General features: G+C 42.9%; 21 protein-coding genes. 13 read left to right on the plus strand and 8 right to left on the minus strand.

Annotated elements, in window-relative coordinates:
- The 9 genes from CEQ75_RS07495 to CEQ75_RS07540 all read left to right on the plus strand — a co-directional run bounded on the left by CEQ75_RS07495 (position 1) and on the right by CEQ75_RS07540 (position 9469).
- A complete protein-coding gene (locus tag CEQ75_RS07495) occupies positions 1–1260 on the plus strand; it encodes a hypothetical protein (protein ID WP_089609780.1) in 1260 nt (419 codons plus the stop codon).
- 106 nt (positions 1261–1366) lie between these two features.
- On the plus strand, positions 1367–1924 hold the full coding sequence (locus tag CEQ75_RS07500) for a LemA family protein (protein ID WP_198306657.1): 558 nt from the start codon (positions 1367–1369) through the stop codon (positions 1922–1924).
- A gap of 40 nt (positions 1925–1964) precedes the next feature.
- Positions 1965–3866, plus strand: a complete 1902-nt coding sequence (locus CEQ75_RS07505; protein WP_089609782.1) for a DUF2207 domain-containing protein — start codon at positions 1965–1967, stop codon at positions 3864–3866.
- Between the two features lie 58 nt (positions 3867–3924).
- Positions 3925–4638: a zinc-ribbon domain-containing protein gene (locus CEQ75_RS07510; RefSeq protein WP_089609783.1), complete on the plus strand. Its 714-nt coding sequence runs from the start codon at positions 3925–3927 to the stop codon at positions 4636–4638.
- 283 nt (positions 4639–4921) lie between these two features.
- Positions 4922–5092: a hypothetical protein gene (locus CEQ75_RS07520; protein WP_257911927.1), complete on the plus strand. Its 171-nt coding sequence runs from the start codon at positions 4922–4924 to the stop codon at positions 5090–5092.
- 184 nt (positions 5093–5276) lie between these two features.
- Positions 5277–5567, plus strand: coding sequence for a DUF5665 domain-containing protein (locus CEQ75_RS07525; RefSeq protein ID WP_089612545.1), 291 nt, complete (start codon positions 5277–5279; stop codon positions 5565–5567).
- Positions 5568–5650: 83 nt separating this feature from the next.
- Positions 5651–6304, plus strand: coding sequence for a TraR/DksA C4-type zinc finger protein (locus tag CEQ75_RS07530; RefSeq protein ID WP_157677366.1), 654 nt, complete (start codon positions 5651–5653; stop codon positions 6302–6304).
- 490 nt (positions 6305–6794) lie between these two features.
- Complete coding sequence (locus tag CEQ75_RS07535; RefSeq protein WP_089609787.1) at positions 6795–9380, plus strand: EAL domain-containing protein; 2586 nt, start codon at positions 6795–6797, stop codon at positions 9378–9380.
- Positions 9338–9469: a hypothetical protein gene (locus CEQ75_RS07540; RefSeq protein ID WP_338032021.1), complete on the plus strand. Its 132-nt coding sequence runs from the start codon at positions 9338–9340 to the stop codon at positions 9467–9469. Before CEQ75_RS07535 ends, CEQ75_RS07540 begins: the two co-directional genes overlap by 43 nt.
- Here the strand turns inward: CEQ75_RS07540 and CEQ75_RS07545 are convergent.
- The 3 genes from CEQ75_RS07545 to guaD form a co-directional block, all read right to left on the minus strand.
- Complete coding sequence (locus CEQ75_RS07545) at positions 9421–9876, minus strand: hypothetical protein (protein ID WP_089609788.1); 456 nt, start codon at positions 9874–9876, stop codon at positions 9421–9423. The genes CEQ75_RS07540 and CEQ75_RS07545 overlap by 49 nt on opposite strands.
- Positions 9877–10023: 147 nt before the next feature.
- A complete protein-coding gene (locus CEQ75_RS07550; RefSeq protein WP_089609789.1) occupies positions 10024–11001 on the minus strand; it encodes a DUF3231 family protein in 978 nt (325 codons plus the stop codon).
- Positions 11002–11120: 119 nt separating this feature from the next.
- Complete coding sequence (gene guaD / locus CEQ75_RS07555) at positions 11121–12392, minus strand: guanine deaminase (protein ID WP_089609790.1); 1272 nt, start codon at positions 12390–12392, stop codon at positions 11121–11123.
- Positions 12393–12609: 217 nt separating this feature from the next.
- On the opposite strand from guaD, the gene CEQ75_RS07560 reads away from it, so the two are divergent.
- From CEQ75_RS07560 to CEQ75_RS07575, 4 genes are all read left to right on the plus strand, one after another.
- On the plus strand, positions 12610–13275 hold the full coding sequence (locus tag CEQ75_RS07560; RefSeq protein WP_089609791.1) for an HAD family hydrolase: 666 nt from the start codon (positions 12610–12612) through the stop codon (positions 13273–13275).
- Between the two features lie 95 nt (positions 13276–13370).
- A complete protein-coding gene (locus CEQ75_RS07565) occupies positions 13371–14627 on the plus strand; it encodes an efflux RND transporter periplasmic adaptor subunit (protein ID WP_089609792.1) in 1257 nt (418 codons plus the stop codon).
- A gap of 22 nt (positions 14628–14649) precedes the next feature.
- Entirely contained in the window at positions 14650–15813 is a 1164-nt protein-coding gene (locus CEQ75_RS07570; protein ID WP_242965400.1) for an ABC transporter permease, read from the plus strand.
- Positions 15806–16498, plus strand: a complete 693-nt coding sequence (locus CEQ75_RS07575) for an ABC transporter ATP-binding protein (RefSeq protein ID WP_089609794.1) — start codon at positions 15806–15808, stop codon at positions 16496–16498. The genes CEQ75_RS07570 and CEQ75_RS07575 overlap by 8 nt, the downstream gene beginning before the upstream one ends.
- A 41-nt stretch (positions 16499–16539) precedes the next feature.
- Here the strand turns inward: CEQ75_RS07575 and CEQ75_RS07580 are convergent, their stop codons facing one another.
- The 5 genes from CEQ75_RS07580 to CEQ75_RS07595 all read right to left on the minus strand — a co-directional run bounded on the left by CEQ75_RS07580 (position 16540) and on the right by CEQ75_RS07595 (position 21130).
- The gene (locus tag CEQ75_RS07580) at positions 16540–17331 is read right to left on the minus strand and encodes an NADH-quinone oxidoreductase subunit B family protein (RefSeq protein WP_089609795.1); all 792 of its coding nucleotides are present in this window, start codon (positions 17329–17331) and stop codon (positions 16540–16542) included.
- Positions 17332–17396: 65 nt separating this feature from the next.
- A complete protein-coding gene (locus tag CEQ75_RS18885; protein WP_242965401.1) occupies positions 17397–18056 on the minus strand; it encodes a hydrogenase large subunit in 660 nt (219 codons plus the stop codon).
- Positions 17963–18979 carry a hydrogenase large subunit gene (locus CEQ75_RS18890; protein WP_242965402.1) on the minus strand — a complete coding sequence of 339 codons (1017 nt, stop codon included), beginning with the start codon at positions 18977–18979 and terminating at the stop codon, positions 17963–17965. Before CEQ75_RS18890 ends, CEQ75_RS18885 begins: the two co-directional genes overlap by 94 nt.
- Before the next feature lie 4 nt (positions 18980–18983).
- Entirely contained in the window at positions 18984–20468 is a 1485-nt protein-coding gene (locus tag CEQ75_RS07590; RefSeq protein WP_089609796.1) for a hydrogenase 4 subunit F, read from the minus strand.
- A 5-nt stretch (positions 20469–20473) separates the two neighbouring features.
- Complete coding sequence (locus CEQ75_RS07595) at positions 20474–21130, minus strand: hydrogenase (RefSeq protein WP_089609797.1); 657 nt, start codon at positions 21128–21130, stop codon at positions 20474–20476.
- Positions 21131–21143: the final 13 nt, after the last annotated feature.

Below are 21143 nucleotides of genomic sequence, written 5' to 3' on the forward strand. Positions count from 1 at the left end.
ATGACGGTGGCAGCAGCTGCTATGGAATTGTGGCGGCGGGTAGCTCTGGTCCTGGGGATCCTGATCGGTCTGGCACTTTTTTGCTATGTGTCACCGGCTGTGGTCAGTTTAACCGCGGTGGACTGGAAACAGGAACAAGCCAATGAATTGAGATCTTTCAGCGGTTATGTAACGGAAGAGGATAAACGACTGAATGCATTGCCTCTGGATGAGTATATCCGGGAAAAGACCAACGGAAAAGTAACGGTCGTCAACAGTGCCCAGTGGTCAAATTTTTTTGGTCAGGCAAGACTGGCCAGCATGGGGGAATATGAGGGTTCCGGCTTTGGTGACCGGATCAGTAAAGAAGATAAGGATGACTTCTGGAAGCCAACGGGACCGGTCGAGGTTTTCTTTAAACCGGATGAAATACCTTATGCTCAATGGGGCCTGTGGGAAGGCGATGGTCAAACCGCATTTGTCAGCACCAATATCGGTAGTGAAACGATTTATCTGCGCTTAAAATACCATGATTACTTAACCGGGGTGAGTGCTATGTCCAGCCCGTACCGTATTGCACCGGGGGGGCTGTACCATCCTTACCGCACGGTCGGCATTATAGTCATGGGATTAGGCTTGCTTTTTTACATATTTTTGCCCCGAAGAAAAAAACAAGCCGATGATATCAGTTATTCCACCGGCAGTATGTTGGCCGGAGACCTGGTAGGGGCAATTCTCCTTACTCCTTTTTACGGGCTGCCTTTTTTGATTAATGGGGGAACAGTCCAGGCCATCACGGGTTTGTGGCCAATCACCTTGGGCATGTGGCTGATTGCCTTGATTAGCATTTACCTGTTCTACAGCAATGCCTGGAACGCCTCCTATCGGATCGAACTGACGCCGGAAGCCCTGTGCCTGATAACTTTTAGGGGTGTCAAAGAATTGGGCTTTAATGAAATAGCCGCTGTTGATTTAGTGGCTTTAAGAAATCCCGGTTGGTTCAGAAAACTGTTCCTAGCCATGGCCTTTTTCTCCTTGGTTAGTGGCCGCGCCTCTTCAACTCAGCCGGCGGGTAGTGCTCTGCTGACAGCTGCAGCCTCCTATGGAGGTTTGGAGATCCGGGGCCAGAGCGGCGGCAAACCGACTTACATCTGGTTTTCGGATCAAAGGGGTGGAATTATTATCAATAATTTTGACCGGGTAGCGGAAGCTATTAAGGCTGCCGGGGTGCCCTTCAATATGGAACCACGGGAAATCGAGGGATTTTCCATGTTTATGTAAAAAGAATGAATTTAAGCAAGTTTTTGCTCCGCATAAGACGCGGATAAAAATATGGGCAACATTTACATGATGCGATTCAGTTTTTTTAATGAGGAGGTAGAGAATAATGATGGGATTAATAATTATTGGAGTGGTCCTAGTCCTATTGGCCGTATTCTTGGTCGCAATCTACAACAACCTGGTGCAGCTAAGACAGCGCGTGCAAAATTCCTGGGCCCAGGTGGATGTCCAATTGAAGCGACGCTATGATCTGATTCCTAATCTGGTCAATGCCGTCAAAGGATATGCACAGCATGAAAAATCGACTCTTGAAACCGTAACTCAGGCCCGGAATATGGCAATAAATGCGGGCAACCTCCAGGAGCAAATGCAGGCTGAGAATATGCTGAGCAGTGCTTTGCGTTCTTTGTTTGCTGTAGCCGAAGCTTATCCGGAACTGAAGGCCAACACTAATTTTCTGCAGCTGCAGGCCGAGCTCAGTGATACGGAAAGCAAAATTGCTTTTTCCCGCCAGTTCTACAATGACACTGTGCAGAAGTTCAACACCAAGATCGAATTATTCCCCAACAACCTGGTGGCAGGCATGCTGGGCTTCGCTATGGTGGATTATTTCACCCTGCAAGGGGAACCTGATGCTCGTCAGGCTGTGAAGGTGGAGTTTTAAAGGAGTTATTAAGGAGTATCCACGTAAAGGAGTATCCACGATGATAAAAAAAATGTCTTCCTGTCATTTTCGAACCACAGTATTTGGCTTATTAATGGGGTTGTGCTTATTCCTGACTTTCATGACACCGCCGGCCTTGGCAGATCGCTCTCTGACCATGGAACAGATCATCGTTGATGCCCAGGTCTTGCCTGATGCATCCATGCAGGTGACGGAAAAAATCACGGTGGACTTTTCCGGGCAGTGGAACGGCTTTTATGTGAAGATCCCCCAAGGGGATACCCCCATCATCGATGTGCAGGTGAGCGAAAACGGCCGTCCTTATACCTTTAATTCCGGCACAGAATACGGACCGCCGGATACATTTCTGATCAAACAAGAAGGCAGTGATATTCTCATCGACTGGAGCATCGATGCGATAGATCAGGTGCGCACCTTCGACTTAACTTACCGGGTGGTGAATGCGGTCAAGATCCATTCTGATGTGGCAGAGCTCTACCGCAAATTCATAGGTGAAGCCAATGGCAACAAAATATCCTATGTCCAGGTTAATCTTACCCTGCCGCCGGGGGCGGAACAGTTTAAGAAGGGGGAAGATATCCGCATCTGGGGACATGGCCCCTTAAACGGGGAAGTCGAATTTGACGGTTCTAATGGGGTCATCCTCAAAGTCAGCGACCTGTCTGCTTACACCTTTATGGAGGGTCGGGTGGTTATGCCTACAGGTATGTTCACGGGTGCGCCGGCGGCTGCCTATACTGATCAGCCGGCTCTGAACAAGATTTTAGCAGAGGAAGAGGGCTGGGCCGACCAGGCCAATAAAGAACGGACGATGGCCAGAGTGGAGACCGGTGCCGGAGCAGGTATCGTAGCGGCGGCGTTGGCAAGTGTCTTGATGCTGTGGCGCAGGTACGGACGCAAACATCCCACGGTTTTTGACGGTGATTATTACCGGGATTTGCCCGCCAATTACAGCCCGGCGGAATTGAGTGTGCTGTGGAATTTTAAAGCCATGAACGCCAATGATATCACAGCTACCATCATGGATCTGGCCCGGCGGCAATTTCTTTTCTTAGAGGAAGATACCGTACAGGTGCGGAAACTGCTGGGGAGCAAAGAGGTCACCACCTTCCGGCTCAGCTTCATGCCGGCCCCGGAACCGGCGGCACTGCGCAAACCTGAAGAAGCAGTTCTCAAGCCTCACGAAGCAGAACTAATCGATTATCTGAAAAACGATATTGGCGGTGGTAAGGATTATATCTATTTGACCGACATAGAAGAGTACGCCAAAAAAAACGGCCGGGAATTTCATGCCTTCTGGAGCGGCTGGACTTCCGATATTATCTCCCAATGTGAAGAATACAACTTCTTTGACAGCAATGGCAAAATGTCGCTGTTAACTGTGTTAGGCGGCGTTGCTCTCTTTGTCGCAGGTTTCGTTCTGGCAGCCAGGATCGGAATTATTGGCTGGGCCATGATCATTGCCGGCGTGATTATTTTCTTAGTGCCCCGCTTTTTCAAACGACGCTCGGTGACCGGTCAGGAAGACTATGTGCGCTGGTCGGCTTTTAAAAAATTCCTGGAGCATTTCTCGGAAATGCAGCGTCACGAAATTCCCAGCCTGATCATCTGGGAGCATTATCTGGTCTATGCAGTTACCCTGGGAGTAGCTAAAGAAGTTATCCGGCAGCTGGAAGTGGTTTTTCCTCATATGCAGGACGGAGATTATCGCTTTGGCTCTGGATGGATGATGTATGGAAGCTATCATTCCGGCATGAATGTCTTGAATAATTCCTTCGATTCCATCGGCAATTCTTTCGAGCGTTCTTTGGCATCAGCTAAAAAAGCAGTCAGCAAGTCATCCTCCGGTTCCGGCGGTGGAGGTGGTTTCTCCGGCGGCGGCGGAGGTGGTGGAGGCGGCGGCAGCTATGGAGGACGGTAGCCTACGAGCCATTTTATAACCATCATGGATAGAAGAGAACATCTTACAGGAGGAAAAAATGATTTGTCCAAAATGCGGTGCTGAATCTGATAAAAGTATCAAATTTTGTGTCCATTGCGGCAGCCCACAGCTGCATTCTGCAGAGACTCAAGCGCCAGAACCTGAAACAGTAGAAAGGAAACCTGCAGGTAATCATGGACTGATCGGCTATTCAGAGCGGATCAATGACCCGGCTTTTGCCAGCTATCGGCGTCAAACCACCGCCTGGTCCTTTATATTTGCAGGAATTCTTGCCGTGATCGTGATCGTTGGTTTTTATATTTATGGCGAAAATAGTTCAGAAATGGATAATCCCCAGGCCCTTTACATAGGACTGGGCATTGGAGGCATGTTTCTCTCCATTGCCTTATTGTCGACTATTAGCCGTATGAGGGTCAAAGGGTGGGATGGGGTGGTCATTGATAAGAAAAAGGAGAAAAAGACCCGGCGCAACAAGGACTCGAACGGTCAGTACTATGAGGAACGTTACACCTTATACACGGTAGTTTTTAAGACCGACCGGGGCAAGATCATAAACAAATCGGTAGATGATGATGATACCGTTTTCAATTATTTTGAGATCGGTGATCAGGTGCGCCAGCATAAAGGGCTGGGCACCCTGGAGAAATACGATAAAACAGGGGACAGCATCATATTCTGTAATGCCTGTTCCACCTTAAACGACATCAATGATGACAAATGCTACCGCTGTTCCTGCCCGTTACTGAAATAAGGGGGGTGCCAGGGGGACGACAGACTGTGTGAGAACATACCCTTTTCGCACACCACAATAAGCAGTATGCTTAATGATTATCAGGTAGTTGAAAAAGTGATTGTAGCCTCAGATTCTTTTTACTGTTCCAGATGGGTGCTCTACAGTCATTTGCCTTTGCATATATAGTTTCCGGTTTTTCCGGGTTCGTTGCTCTATTTCATCCAGTAATGGCTGGGCTAAGTTACGGCTGATAGATCGACCCCTCTTCGCTTTAGTACATTGATCTTTTAAGGACCAGGATTTGCTCCGGATAGCTAAGGAAGGCATGATCATATTACATCCTTTGCCCAGGGTCAATGAAATTTCCCTTGAAGTGGATTTTTATCCGGGTTCATTGTATTTCCAACAGGCCCATAACGGTTTATTTGTGCGTATGGCGATATTGGCTTTGATTACGGGAAGTGTCGTTTAACAGGACAAAATCATGATGATTTTGAACACTGTGCGCCGTCCTTCATAAAAACCCAAAAAGGGCTAAAAAATATGGTATAATCGGGGTGTATCTTTATTATGATAAGATGACATCCCTTATTTTTTGGAAGGATAATTTTTTTTCTGCAGGAGAAAATAAAAATGCAGTGGGAGGTTTCAGAATCATGGATAACAGGGATCAATTAGAGAAAAAACTGGATCAACTGGCCATGTACATGGAAAAAATGAAACTGGCACAATACATAGACCTGTTGCATAATCCCAAGAGATTAATTTGGGTCAATTTAATCGCAGGTATAGCCAGAGGATTTGGCATTGCCATCGGTTTTACGTTATTAGGCGCCATTGCTTTTTTGATTTTGCAGCGTTTGGTAGGTTTGAATCTACCCCTAGTCGGAGATTTCATCGCAGAATTAATGAATTATGTCCAGGAAAGCAAAGGGTTAAAACCATAGTCACATAGTCTGAGATCATATGGATAAACCCTACCTGATGCCGGAAAATATTATTATTTCTGCCTATTAAGGAGGGATCCGGATTGGATCATAATAAATCAGCCCGTTTTCGCACCCAGCTTTTAAAAGAAAAGGAAGAGCTCAGCAAGAGCATCGCAAGCCTCAATCAGGGATTAAGTGACTCGATGTCTGATTCCATTAGTGAATTATCTATGTATGATAATCATCCGGCAGATATTGGAGATGAATTATTTGAACGAAGTAAAGACCTGTCTCTAAGAGATAGTGCTCATATCCAGTATCAAAATGTGGTACGAGCTTTGGAAAGAATTGATGATCAAACTTATGGGATCTGTGCTCAGTGTGGGGCACATATTGATATGGCAAGACTGGAGGTTATGCCCTCCGCGGAATTATGTCTGCCTTGTAAAAAGGAACTGGCAGGACCGGATCGTACCCCTCGCCCCATTGAGGAACAGGTGATTCAACCACCTTTTGGCAGTCAGAGGCATGGGGATGGCTCTTCGGAATCAAACGCCTTTGACGGGGAAGATGCATGGCAGGCAGTGGCCCGCTTTGGTACCGCCGACACGCCCCAGGATCTGGAGAAAGGAAATAACGCCCAATATCCAAATATCTATGAGGAATGGGAAGAAGATCGGAGTGGGGTGGAGGATGTAGATCAAATACCCTATGTTCGCACCAAAGACGGGATCATTCATCAGGATTTTAGCTGAATTTGCAAAAAATTAGATTATGCCGGTAGGGTGAAAGACAAAACAGCCCAACCGGCTTTTTGTTTTTAGAGGAAGTAAAATACGTATTTGCAAACCAATGCATAGCCGAACCATTATAATACAATGACAATATCGACAAAATGCTTATATTTGAGAAAAAAGGTGCAATGTAAGAGAAACTGGAATGATGGCTGGATAAAAGGGGACGGCGGTATGGTAAATTATGAAGGAAATTGCATTCTTTTGTAGAATTAAAGGAGATAATGATTTTGCTGTTGCCGGTAGTATATAAAGTGAAACTTCTATCAGTAGGGGTTTTCTTCATCCCCTACTGATAGTTAGTTGAACCAATCAGGAACTTAGCGTCCGTAATAAATAATTCAAGCTTAATACATACCTTTTGATCGTAAGCAAATCTGAAGCGACATTCAAAAAAGAGAGAAAGTAAGTAGCGTCATGGGTGGTGTGTGAGTCCTGAAGGGGGGGATTTATGCCTGCGAAAATATTGATTGTTACTGATTCCGCTGTCGATCGTTTAAAGTTACAAAACCTGTTAATGGATTATTACATTTTAACGGCATCCGATGGTTGGGAAGCGATGCAGGAAATGGATGATAATACTGATCTTAGTCTGATTATCCTTGATCTTAATCTGCCAAATATGGAGGGCTACCAACTTCTCAAAAAACTAAAAACTGAAGAGGAATATCAGAATCTGCGCACCATTATTCTTACCGATAATGATAAGCCGGAGCATGAAATAAATGGTTTGAAGATGGGTGCAGCTGATTTTATTCGCAAACCGATAAATCGGGAGTGTTTGAAATCAAGAGTAGAGATTCATCTGGAGCTCTTAAGGATACGTCAATTATATGAAGAGATGCTCTTTGGACGGGATCTGACCCTGGACACAATTTTAAATCAGGTACCCATTGGGATCACGATTTTGCATAGTGACAAGCCCTTTGGTAGTGGTATTAAGAGCATTATCAATCCGGTTTTCGAGCAAATTACCGGTAGAACAAAAGAAGAACTGATAAAAGTCGGCTGGGGCAAGATTACTCATCCCGATGATCGGGACAAAGATCGGGAGAACTTTGAGAAGTTAAAATCAGGTAAGATCAGCAGTTATTCGATGGAGAAGCGATATATAAAACCGGATGGTTCCATTGTCTGGGTTTATATGGTGGTCGCTCGGTTAAACCTGGACAATACTACCACCAATAACCATATATGCATTGTTCAGGAAATCACCAAGCGCAAAGAGATGGAAAAAGATCTATGGGAAAGTGAAAGAAGCAAGTCTGTGCTCTTGGCTAATCTGCCGGGTATCGCCTATCGCTGCGATTATGACCGAGAATGGACGATGCAGTTTGTTTCCCAAGGTTCTTATGAATTAACCGGCTATAAGGCGGAGAGTTTGATTGGCAACAAGGAATTGTCTTATAATCAGATTATAGCACCGGAATATCGGGAAGCCATTTGGCTTAAATGGGAGGAAGTGCTCCGACATCGGCTGCCTTTTGAACACGAATATGAAATCATAACCGCATCGGGTAAGCGGAAATGGGTTTTGGAAAAAGCTCAGGGTATCTTTGATGAGCTGGGAAATGTGGAAGCCCTTGAAGGAATTATTATCGATATTTCTGATCGTAAAAATCATGAGCTAAGGAATCAATTTTTACTTGAGCATGATACCCTAACGGGACTACATAACCGCAGGCATTTGGAGGAACTTTTAGAACATGATGCCGCAAGGAAAGAAAATGGCAAAAGGGCATTATTGAATATGAATCTATGTCGACTAGATATACTGACCCTTGCTTATGGCTTCAACTATGTTCAGGTATTATTCAAAAAAATTTCTGATGTCCTCTTGTCCATGTGTATTAATAATTGTCAGTTATTTGCTACTTATAGCAATCGCTTTACTTTTTATGTGAAGAACTATTATGATAAGAATGACTTGATTCAGTTTTGCCATGATATCGAAGATATTTTAGGATCCACATTAGAGACAGAAGGAATCGGTGTAGGTATTGGTATTCTGGAGATAGAAGAGCAAGATATGGATGTAAAAGATGTGAAAGGGATGCTTAAAAACGTCTTAATCGCCTCCGAAAATGCATTGAACAAACCGGACCAACACTTCAATTATGTTTTTTTTGATCAGGAAATGGAATCGAAAATATTACGCAAAAGAAAAATTAAAGAGGTGCTGGAAAAAATAGCTGCCGGTGAGGAAAACTACATTTATTTACAATTTCAACCTATCCTTGATCTTAAGGCTAATCATATCTGCAGTTTCGAAGCTTTATCACGTATTAAGAGTAATGAGTTAGGCATCATACCACCTTTGGAGTTTATCCCCATTGCCGAAGAAACAAAGCTGATTGTTCCCATCGGCAAAAGAATTATTTTTCTCGCCTTAAGCTTTCTCAATAAACTTAAAACTCAAGGGTACGATTCCGTAAAAATTTCAATTAACGTATCTTTAATTCAGTTATTAACGAATGATTTCAATGCAACCCTGTTTGCCCTTTTAGAGGATATGGGCGTTGACCCCACAAATCTGATTATTGAAATCACGGAGTCGGTATTTTCCGACAATTTTTGCGAAATTAACAAGAAGCTTAAAGAGCTTAAAGCATCCGGCATTGAAATTGCAGTTGATGATTTTGGAACCGGATATTCATCTTTGGCACGAGAACGGGAGCTTAATATCAACTGTCTGAAGATCGACAAATATTTTATCGACGAACTGGTCCCCTTGAATCATAACGGGACAATTACAGGCGATATCATATCCATGGCGCACAAGCTGGAGCATTATGTTGTGGCAGAGGGCGTCGAACATGAGGTGCAGAAGGAATACTTGATTGAGCATGGCTGCGACAAGATGCAAGGGTATTTAATCAGCAGACCCCTGGATGAAGAGGCTGCACTGGATCTCCTGGAAGGTGTGAATGATGTCTCTCCTGCGTATACTATCATCGTGAAAAATGGGGCGGAAAAGAATATCCCAAAGGACTCATCGGCGAAGAAATCCCCCAAATTTCCAGGATTATTACCATAGCAGAAACCTATGAGCGGGTGTATAGAAGAGAGGTTTCGGTCTATTTCTTTTCAACTAACTTTGTTTTATCCAGCCAACTCAGTATATAGGACATGGTTAAACCCCAAATTAATGCTCCGATGAATTGGGTTATCACGGTATCTAAAGATCGGGTTATAATATAAGGTACTTGAAAAGTGACTGCGACGGCAAAAATCAAATATCCTGCTAAATATCCAAAAACAACGCCTTTCAGCCAATGATTCCTGGAGGTTATTTTAAGCTCAATCAAATAAGTAAATATCATACCCAAAAAGCCCGCCAATAAAAACTGTGATAACAAGGCAAAAATTACTTCTCCCATGGTGTAAGGAAGATGTCCAAAGATCATAACTGAATTCCAATCAAGATATCGCAAGTTAGAAAATTTCAAATAGTGATAAGAAAATAGGTCCCAAATATTCATGGGAATTCCGGCAATTATTCCTGCCGCTAATCCTCTATGGAATCTGTCCATTTTTGGCCTCCGGTATGTTCATTTTGCACTAAACTGATAGATATGTGCCATTGAATTACTGCCCTTATCATCATCAGCATCCTTGAATAGGTCTAGTATTACACTTGGGATTAATAATATTCTCCGGGGATTATTACTGTGTGGTGACTATAGCCTGTATTGAGGTGCAGGCTGCAGCCAACCCTTAACTTTACCAAACTTAATAAGCTGATCCAGCAGATGAATTTCCTCCAGCAATAAATCCTTAAAAATTTCCCGTACGCGGTCATTGGTTGTAGATTGTTTTAATGCTTGGGCATGCATGATTGCTGCTCCATGCATGCCTGTATAGATATCTTTAAACATAAACTCATCCTTTAAAATTTCTGTGTTGTACGGTGGAGTGATAACATTTGGTGGACGCTTGGGCATAGGAATGCCAAAATACTCCAACTCCTTTTCCAACATGGAAACCTGTTTTTTAAGCACCCCCTGTAAACCCACCTTTAAAAGCACTTTAAAATCACCGTCATATACAAAATCATGAAGGGTTTCAGTTTTTTCGATACCGTCATAACGGTACGTTAAATGATCCCAGAGGTGAAAAACTTCCCCGGTATCCAGTCTTTCTTTTACGTTATTAGGAATAAGGGAATAAAGAGGCGGTGTTTCCAGCCATCCCTTTATTTTCAGATACTTCTCCATCAAACTTTGTCGTTCCATAGCCTGAGTTAACATTTTGAAAAATAATTTTCTGATACCCTCATTTGTAGTTGACGTCACAAAGGCTCTTAAAAACATCTCCACTTGTTCCTGAAGAACTAAAAAGAAATCATGGGCCAAAAACTCATCAAGGAGGATTTCTGAGTTAACAGACGTATTAATTCTGGATCTATTTGTTCTAGGGCCTTGAATCCCATACCTTTCCAGTTCCTTTTCTAAAACATTAATTTCTTTCTTTAAATCATGAATGTTCTTTTTGGCTAATAAACCAAACTCAGGATCATGAACAAAGTTACTCCAAATATTAAATCGTTCCACAACACTGTACATTGATTTAAGAATATCCCATAAATGATATGCTTCCTCAACATCAATCAACTGTTGTTGCTTTATTGCCTTGCTTCTTGGTACGGTAAATACCATATCATCACCTCGATTCTTATTTTTTACATTATCAGAGATATAATACGGATAAATACTAACAAATAATGACACAAGTAAAGAAGCGCCATGGCAATCCGCTGAGAGAACCGGATAAGGATTTAAAAGTCGGGCTTTTTGATTAAGTTTCCTGAGACATAACGGTGCAGGATATGCCGGTCATCTCCCAGATAAATAAATCTTTCCAGCCGTTCTTCCAATGTATAATCCAGATAATTTAATTCTTCGTCATCAATAATCAGGGCATCAAAATCATACCCTGCTTCGAAACTGCCTACCTTGCCAAAGAAACTGCCTCCCCCTTTGGTGGCAATAAAGAAGGCCTCAGAATTGGTGAGAAAATCCATTTGTTTCTCCGAATTTGCCCAAAAGATCTTTGACGTCTGAATGGCATAAACCATGACTTTCATCAATGAAGGAAGATGTCCTCCACTTAAGTCCGAGCCCAGGCCTAATTTAATACCCCGATCCATGAACCTTCTGATGGGCATTAATCCGCTACCCACATTCAAATTGGAAGTGGGACAATGGACGGCCAGGACATTGTTCTCCTTCATTAATTTCATTTCTTCTTCCGAGGATAAACTGCAGTGGGCCATTAAAGTAGGTGTTGCGCCAAAAAGATCATATTGCCGATAGACATCTCCATAATAGTCGGCATCAGGAAACAATTTCTGCACCCACTTTACCTCGTTTTTATTCTCCGATAAGTGGGATTGAACGGGGATGCCAAATTTTTGGCCCAATTTGCCTAATTCCGCCAAAAGCCATTCGCTACAGCTGGGGGCAAAGCGGGGGGTGATGATGGGTTTTACTAAAGGAGATTTATTTTGGTATTTGATAATGATGTCTTCCGTATCTTTTAGAGAGTCTGCTGAGTTTTCGCGTATATAATCGGGGCAATTATTATCCATATTTACCTTACCCACATAAGCTCCCAATCCGGAATTAATAAACATGTCTAATAGTCTCATGGTGGATTCTTTATGTACAGTAGCAAAGACCACGATCCGCGTGGTGCCTTGTTTCCAGATTTCCTTAATAAAGTTTTGATAGATCTTTTCCGCGTATTTAGTATCTTGAAATTTAGCTTCTTCGGGAAAAGTATAGTTCTCCAACCAGGGAATCAATTCTTTATCCATGGCCATGCCCACATGCTTAAACTGGGAAGCGTGGCAGTGCAGATCATTCATACCCGGAATAATTAATCTATCACCATAATCTGTAATTGCCAAGTTGCGATACTCTCTCGGTAGCTCTTGATAAACCCCTTTTACTTTGCCATCACTAACCAGGATATGTCCATGGGGTAATACAGTAAACTTATCCGGTGTGGGGGTAAAAACAATATTTCCCTTAATTATCTTTATCATTTTTCTCCTGCCTCACATACAAATTTTAGTTGAATCATGCCTTTTAAATTGAATATATATTTTGCACTAGCGGTAGATAAGGTATAATATTAATACTTGGAATGTATTTTCAATTATAGTCCTATTAATTTTAACAATAAAGGGTCAGAAAGGCCAATAAAAAGGCGGATAATGTTTCCCCAAAATTAGCTGACAAAGAAGTGAGGTAATATTAATAATGAATATGAACAAGAAAAGAATGGTGATCTTTGATTTTGACGGCACAGTGGTGGCATCAATGGAATACATTGATGAGATGTTTAAAAGGCTTTTTGCCAAGCAGGGTATTATACCGGATGATGAAATGTTAAGTGAGATTAAGCCGAAAGGCTTTTCGGGCGGAGCTACCTATATGAAAAAGGAATATCACTTGGATGATTCTGAGGAAGAGCTTGTTCATTATATGCTGGATGAGATGTCTGTAGTTTATCAAGATATCATCCAGCTAAAGCCCCATGTCGTGGAATTATTGGAGTGGCTCTCGGCTCGGGACATGAAAATTTGCCTCGCAACTGCCAATATACGAGATTTTGTGAAAGCAACCGTGGAAAGGACAGGAATAGATCAATACCTGGATTATGTAATTACTATTGATGAATTAAAAACCACTAAGGACAGCCCGGAGATTTTCCTCCATTGTGCCCGAAAGTTTCACGTAGAGCCAAAGGATTGTGTGGTCTTTGAGGATTCCTTGTCGGCCTGTCAAGTAGCAAAGGAGGCTGGTTTTTACGTAATTGGGGTTCAAGATGAAACCAACAAAGGAAAAGAGAGAGCAGAAATGCATCAAATATGCGACATCTTTATTGATGATTTTTCCCAGGTTATTAGGAAGCTTACGTATTGAACATTTTAAAGTTAAGGGAAAGGTAATACTCCCGACATTCACGAATATATATAGCGACCATATTGACGTTTGATGAGGAGGAGTTGTCTACTTATATGAAAAAGTATCGATTTTTGATTATATTTATGGTTGTTGCGATCTGCGCAGCAGTCGGCTATTTTTTCATAAATAGGGAAGAGGGCATGGAAGTTAGCACCATGAAAGGATACAAAGGAAGTATTTCAAAAACCATTGAGGTTTCGGGAGTTATCGATTCCAATGATATTCAGGTCATCCCTCTGGAAGCCAATCGGAAAGTGATTAAAACATATGTACAGGAAAATGATCTGGTAAAAGAAAACCAACTCTTAGCAGAACTCGATACCACAGATATTGATTTATCACTGAAGAAAGCAAAGGCAAACTTAGAGGATCTCAATGCCAAATTAAGCCATTTAACTTCTGATAAAAGCAGTGTAATTTTGTTAAGCAATGCCTTATCAAAAAGCAGAGAAGAATATGCTCTGGCTAAAACCGATTTGCAAACAGCCCAAGATGATTTAAAAAGGGCCGAGCTTCTTTATGGGCAAAATGCCATCAGCAAAGTTGAATACGATAAATATGTTTCCGATGTAAACAAATTAACCGCTAATGTGAAAAAGGCCGAGTTGAGTCTAAATGATGCGTCAGTGAGCTTTAGCAATAATGATAAAGAAAATCAGCAAAGCATTTCTTCACTGGAAAGGCAAATCAGGACTGCCCAGCTTGATATGGAAAGCTTACATAACGAAATTAAGGATTCCGGCATTTACTCTTCTACTGCAGGATTTGTCACGGAGTTTCCTTTGGAAGCATTCCACCAAATTCTCGCCGGAGAATCCATTACCATATATGGTAATGCTACCTATGAGTTTGCAGCTTTGGTGCCCCAGCAGGATGCCACATTAATTAAGGAAGGCCTGAAGGCTATGGTGGCTATTGACGGATTAAGCAACGCCTATGAGGGCATCGTAACCACTGTTTCTAAGAATGCGGTGACAGATAACAGTGGCAGTGAGCCGAAGGTAGAAATAAGAATCGAAATTACTAATCCTGACGATGCCATATTATTTGGCTACGAAGGCAAGGCCAATATTATCTTGGCCGAACAGGATGAAGTCCTGATCCTAAAAAATGAATGTGTCAAAAATGACGACAACGGGGAGTTTGTTTATGTAGTAGAAGGAAAAGCTGCCCAAAAAGTATATGTTGAAACAGGAATTACCGACGGATATGTGATTAATATTAAAAAGGGCATCAGTGAAAATGATGTGGTGATTATCAATCCTCCCTTAGATTTAACTAAAGGAATGCTCGTTAAGGTTATGAAATAAGAGAGTTTATTAAAAGGGGGTGATGCCCGTGAGATTAGCCTTTGAAATAGCCCTGAGGTTTTTAAAATCAGGAAGGAATCAAACCTTATTGATTGTTTTGGGGATTTCCGTAGGTGTTGCTGTTCAGATATTTATCGGTTCCTTGATTCAGGGGCTGCAAATAGATTTGATTGATACCACCATTGGGAGCACCTCTCACGTAACGATTGCATCAAAAGAGGATGGGGAAAGGATCAAGAACTGGGAAAGAACGGTTTATGAATCGCAAATCAGCAGTTCTGATGTAAAAAATATTACTCCCGTCTTAGATGGTATTGCCACCATTGATTATGAAGATGATCGCGCTTCTGTAGTGATCAGGGGCTTTGAATTAGAGGATGCCGACAAGATCTATAAATTTAAGAATAATTTGTATGAAGGAAGATTTCCCGCTAAAAGAGGCGAGGTGCTCATCGGCAAGGAGCTGGCATTAAAATCAGGCACCAGGGTAAATGATGATTTATCATTGATTACCACGAATGGAGGCCTATACCGAGTTAACGTTACTGGGTTTTTTGATTTGGGGGTAGCTTCTGTGAATGATTCCTGGGTAGTAACGGATTTGGAAACGGTAGGAAATATTCTTTCCGTTGACGGTATTACTGCGGTAGAAATGCAAGTAAATGAAGTTTTTATGGCCGACGAGATCTCACGTCAAGTTGCATACACACTGTCCGATACGGATTTGAAGGTGGATAACTGGAAGGATTTAAATCAGTCCCTGCTCAGCGGCCTAAATGGTCAAAATATATCCAGCTACATGATTCAGGTATTTGTTTTAGTTTCCGTTTTGTTGGGGATCTCAAGTGTTTTGGCGATTACTGTGGTGCAAAGATCAAAGCAGATCGGCATCCTAAAGGCTATGGGGATCACGGATCGGGATGCCAGCCTGATCTTTGTTTTCCAAGGATCATTGCTGGGCGTGTTAGGGGCATTAATGGGTATTGCTTTAGGTATTGGATTATTGGTGGTATTTAGCAAATTTGCTCTTAAACCGGATGGAACGCCGATTGTACCGGTTTACTTCAGCAATGGTTTCGTGGCTATTTCCGGCATGTTTGCTATTCTTACGTCAATCACAGCATCCTTGATACCGGCTCGGTTGACCTCAAAACTTGATCCGATTGAGGTAATTAATAATGGCTAAAGTGAATGTTATCGAACTGAAAAAAATTAATAAAGTTTATGGTGACAAAATCAAGAATCAGGTGCTTTTTGATATCAATATTGCTTTTGAAGAGGAAAGCTTTAATGCGATTATCGGAGAGTCCGGCAGCGGGAAAAGTACCATGCTGAATATTATGGGCACCTTGGATAAACCCACTACCGGTGAGGTTTACATTGACGGTAAGAAGACAATTAATATGGATAAGCGAGAGCTTGCTGTTTTGAGAAATCAGGCCATTGGTTTTATATTCCAGTTTCATCATCTTTTGCCCGAATTTACAGCCAAGGAGAATGTGTTAATGCCCTACAAGATTATGAATTATAAGGTGCCAAAGGAGATTGATGATTGGGCCGATGAGCTTTTAGATCTGACCGGGCTGTCGTCGGTAAAGAATAATTTGGGTACGAATATGTCGGGAGGTCAGCAGCAGCGGACGGCAATTGCCAGAGCCTTGATTAATAAGCCAAAAATCGTTCTGGCCGACGAACCGACAGGCAATTTGGATTCCAAATCGTCAGAAAATGTATATGAGATATTAAGGGACATTAATCAACAATATAAGACGACTTTTATTGTCATCACCCATGATCAGAAAACCGCAGAAAAAACAGACCGTATCGTGGAGATTAAGGATGGCAGGATTAACATGGATGTAAGAACGTGAAACAGAGGGGCGGTGTGAAGTGACCCCTCTTTAATATCCACTCAACTGACGCGGTCTAAGGCTTTGAGAATACCGTACATGATGGCCGGGGGTCGGGGCGGACATCCCGGAATGTAAACATCCACCGGGAGAATACAATCAATGCCGTTTTTGGTGGCATAAGTGTCCTGGAAAATGCCGCCACTGCAGGCACAGGCACCTACCGCCACCACCAGCTTAGGGTCGGGGGCGGCGGTATAGGTCTTGATCAATGCAAGCTCCATGTTTCTGGTGGCAGTGCCGGTCACCAGTAGTAAATCCGCATGTCTGGGGGAAGCAACAAAATGTATGCCTAACCTTTCCAAATCATTTATGGAATTGTTTAGAGCATTAATCTCATAATCACAGCCGTTGCAAGAACCGGCGTCAACTTCTCTGATGTTTAAGCTGCGCCCAAAAATTCGGTATGCCTTTTGTTGAATTTTTTCTCCAATAATCTCATATGATTCATGGGGAAGGTCCCGCGTTTCAATCACAATAGGTGAGTGGCGCAGATCGTTCCGATTTTTTGCGGCCAACTCAATCTGGTTGGTCATCTGAGCCGCACCTGTGGGGCAAACCTCGGTACATAAGGTGCAAAAGATGCATTGATCAAGGTTGATCCCGATATCCTTCTTTGCGGCATCCATGACAATGGCAGAAGCAGGACAGTCAGAAACGCATATACCGCAAAAGGTGCATTTACTGAGCTCAATTGCCGGCTTGCCGATGACCTGGCCGGCATCCAAAGCTTCTTTGGGATATTTCGTTGTGATTCGCGGATATTGGACAATCTTTTTGATCATATTATACATTTTACTGCATTCCTTTCTAAAACGAAAAATGGCAGATTATTTTTGGTAAATATAGTTACAGGTTATTACAGATCATTACCTGCGTAGGACAAATTAAAGCTTTTGTTAATCAGTGGAAAGTCCGGTACAACATTTCCTTTGACGGCATGACATAGAGCCGGCCAGTTGCAAAAGGATGGAGTTCGGATTTTATAGCGATAAAGGGTGTTATTTTCCCCCGTCATCACCCAATGGACATTTTCCCCCCGGGGAGACTCGACCAGGCTGAAGGCAAACTGATAGGGTGGTACTTCATGAAAAGGCTCCCTGATTTTGCCCTGAGGCATACTCTCTACAGCTTGATTGATGATATCCAGTGAGGTCTGGCACTCTTCAATTTTTACGTTCATACGACAGTTCACATCTCCATTCTTATGGTTGGGAATGGTGAAGTGGAGTTTATCATAGACCTCGTAGGGAAAGGATCTTCGCACATCATAGTGAATCCCCGAAGCCCGTCCTCCGGGGCCAACAGCATTTAAATCCAAAGCAATTTGGTGCTCCAAAATACCGGTATGTTCCACCCGATCAATAAACATGTTTTTGTTTTTGATGATCGTGATGGTCTCCCTTAACTCCTTTTTCATCTTTGCTAAACTTTCCAGGATCTTTTTTCTTTGCCGGCGACAAAGTCCAGGCGGCAGCCCCCCAGCTTGTTTACACTGCGTAAAAAGCGCATCCCGCAAAGCTCATCGGCCAGGTCATAAGCCCAGGCGCGCAGCATATTAAATTGAGAGGCGGCAAAGCCATAGGCCACATCAGTACAAATCCCCGTCAGATCACCCAGGTGGCTGGTGAGACGTTCCAGTTCCCCAAAAATGACGCGGGTGTACATCGCCCGTTCCGGAATGGTTACCTGGGCAATCTTTTCTATCGCCTGGCAATAGGCCTGGGAGTTGGCAAAGGTTTCATCACCGGAGATCCGCTCAGCCACATAGAGGCAATGCTCAATGGACCGTCCTTCACACATTTTTTCGATGCCCTTATGAACAAAATAAAGCTGGGCCTCCAAGTTGATGATCGGCTCTCCCGCCACGCTAAAGCGAAAATGTCCCGGTTCGATGATGCCGGCATGCACCGGTCCTACCGGAATCTCATAAACCCCATCACCCATCACCTGCGTAAATGGCATTTCCTGATTATCAAAGGGAGGCTTCTCTTGTCCATTAAAATCCTTGCGCAGGGGATAGATCCCTTTCGGCCAATTACTATGAAAGATCAACCTTTTGGGATCGGGATGACCTTGGGGAATTAGACCGAACAGATCCTTAATTTCCCTTTCATAGACGGCTGCTCCGGGGATTTTTACGGCAATGGAAGTAAAAGTTGGATCTTCCGGGGCAATCCCGGTTTTGATGATGAGCAGCACTCCTTGATCGCGATCAGCAAAGGCATAATAAAGGACGAATCTATCTGATAGGATGCGTTCGTCATTGGCAAACATGGAGATCAAGGGGCAGTTTAGTTCCTGATCAATAAAAGTGATGATCTCTAAGATGATCCTTGGATTTACCTCCAGATAAAACTCATTGGTGTGAGCAATCTTTTGTGAAATAATATGATCCGCAAATTTTTCCACGAGTATTTTACGATAATCCTTTTTATTCATGGTTTTATTCCCCCCTTATAATCCGTGTTGCGCTGTAAATCAGCTCTTTAAGCTCTGCGGGCAGATAAAAACCGGTGATTAATATCAAAAAGAGCAGGAGTAAAATTACCCCAATGCCTGCTGGATTTGTTTTGCGCGTAACCGGCATTTCCGGCATTTCTTGCTCTGAACCTGTACCATAAAACATGCGCAGCATATTAAAAACAATTCCGGCAAAAACCATGGCCAGCAGGAGGGCGAATATCCCACCGATGATATATCTGCCATCGGCAAAAATGGCTGCAATAATGTTCACCTCACTGGCAAAAATGCTAAAGGGAGGAGTTCCGGCAATGGCAAACAAACCGAGGAGAAAGGCCGTCCCGGAAATAGGCAGCATTTTTAAGATGCCCTTAACCCTGGCAATCCTCCCTGTATGATAGGTATGAAGAATATTCCCTGTCGCAAAGAAGAGCATGGATTTGGTCAGGGAATGGTTGATCATATGCAGCAGGGCGCCAAAGATAGCGGCCGGGGTAAAAAGACCTAAGCCGAAGGCGATGATTCCCATATGCTCAATGCTGGAATAAGCCAGGAGACTTTTGTATTCTTTTTGTGAAAGGATGATCACTGCTGCAATCCCGATGGATAACAGACCTGTGGCCATCAAAAGATTGCCTGTAAAATCACTGCCTGCCAAATTTTTATTGACAATGGCCACTGCGCGCATAATGCCATACATGGCGCTGTTCAAGAGAACTCCCGAAAGGAGGGCGCTGATGGGAGACGGTGCCTGGCTATGAGCGCCGGGCAACCAGGTGTGCATCGGTGCCAAACCGGCTTTGGTGCCAAAGCCCACGATGATAAAGAGAAAGGATAACCTTAAAAAGGGGCTTTTTAATGCTTCCGCCTGGGCAAATAAGGCAGTCCAATCCAGCAGCTGACCCTCACCTAATACACCTGAGGAGGAAAGATGAAGGAGAATAATCCCCAAAAAGGCTAGGGAAATCCCGACAGAACAGATAATAATGTATTTCCAGGCAGCTTCCAGGGATTCCTTGGTATTATAAAAACCCACTAAAAAAACAGAGGCCAGAGTTGTCGCCTCAATGGCTACCCACATAATCCCCATATTTTTCACCGTTAGGGCCAGAATCATGGTAAAGATAAAAGTATAGAGCAAAATATAATAGAGGCGGATTTGATCCTCGCCGATTTTTTCCTGCCGCAGGTCTTCCTCCAGATAGCCCACAGAATAAACACTGACCAAAAAGCTTAGGAAAATCACGATATCTAGGACAATAATACTTAAGGCATCGATATAAAAGAAACCGCCCCAGATGGGATCATTGATTACACCCTCAAGAATAATATTTTTAGTTAGCCCCATGGCCATAATCAACATTAAGGCCGAGGCCAACAGGCTCAGCTTATGGAGTACACTCCGGTTTTTGATCACCAATGCCAAAAGCACCGTGATTACCGGGATCAACAGCAGCATATATCCCATCTTTTCTATCCTCTCAAATTTTTCATTTTATTGATGTCAATTGAATCAAATTTTTCATAAATTCTAAATACCATCAAGCCCATAATTAATACCCCGGTAAGGAGATCAATGAAGATTCCCAGATCCACGATCAGAGGCATACCTTTGGTCACGAACATTGCGGTGGCAAAAATTCCGTTTTCCAGCACCAAAAAGCCTACGATTTGACCAATTGCTTTCTTCCGGGTGATCATAAAAAATAGTCCGATTAAGACTACAGATACTAAATTAATCATCTGCAGGTTAACCTCTCCTTCATGGAGACCTTCAATAGAAGAGAAGGTTAAATAAGAAAATACAAATAAAAGAAAGGAAATAAATATTAAAATGGGGATATTTAGAATAAAGTCCTTTTCTACCGTATGTTCCACATGTTCATAAGTCTTATTAAGAAGGTTAGGGATGTAGATCACTTTTAAGAGCACCATGATCCCGCATAAGATCAAAGCATCAAAGCGACCGTCCTGAGCAAAGCTTTCCAGACCAATGATCCCTGCGCCCAGAGCGATTAACAGGGATTGCAGCCGAAATGTTCTGACATAGGATCCAATCCTTTTATTGGCAATGAGAATAAAGGAGGTTAGCAAAATAAGCAGGGATAAGGTATCAAGAAAATTTGTCATGGTTTTTCATTCC

This window comes from Dehalobacterium formicoaceticum (assembly GCF_002224645.1).
Classification (GTDB): Bacteria; Bacillota; Dehalobacteriia; order Dehalobacteriales; family Dehalobacteriaceae; genus Dehalobacterium; species Dehalobacterium formicoaceticum.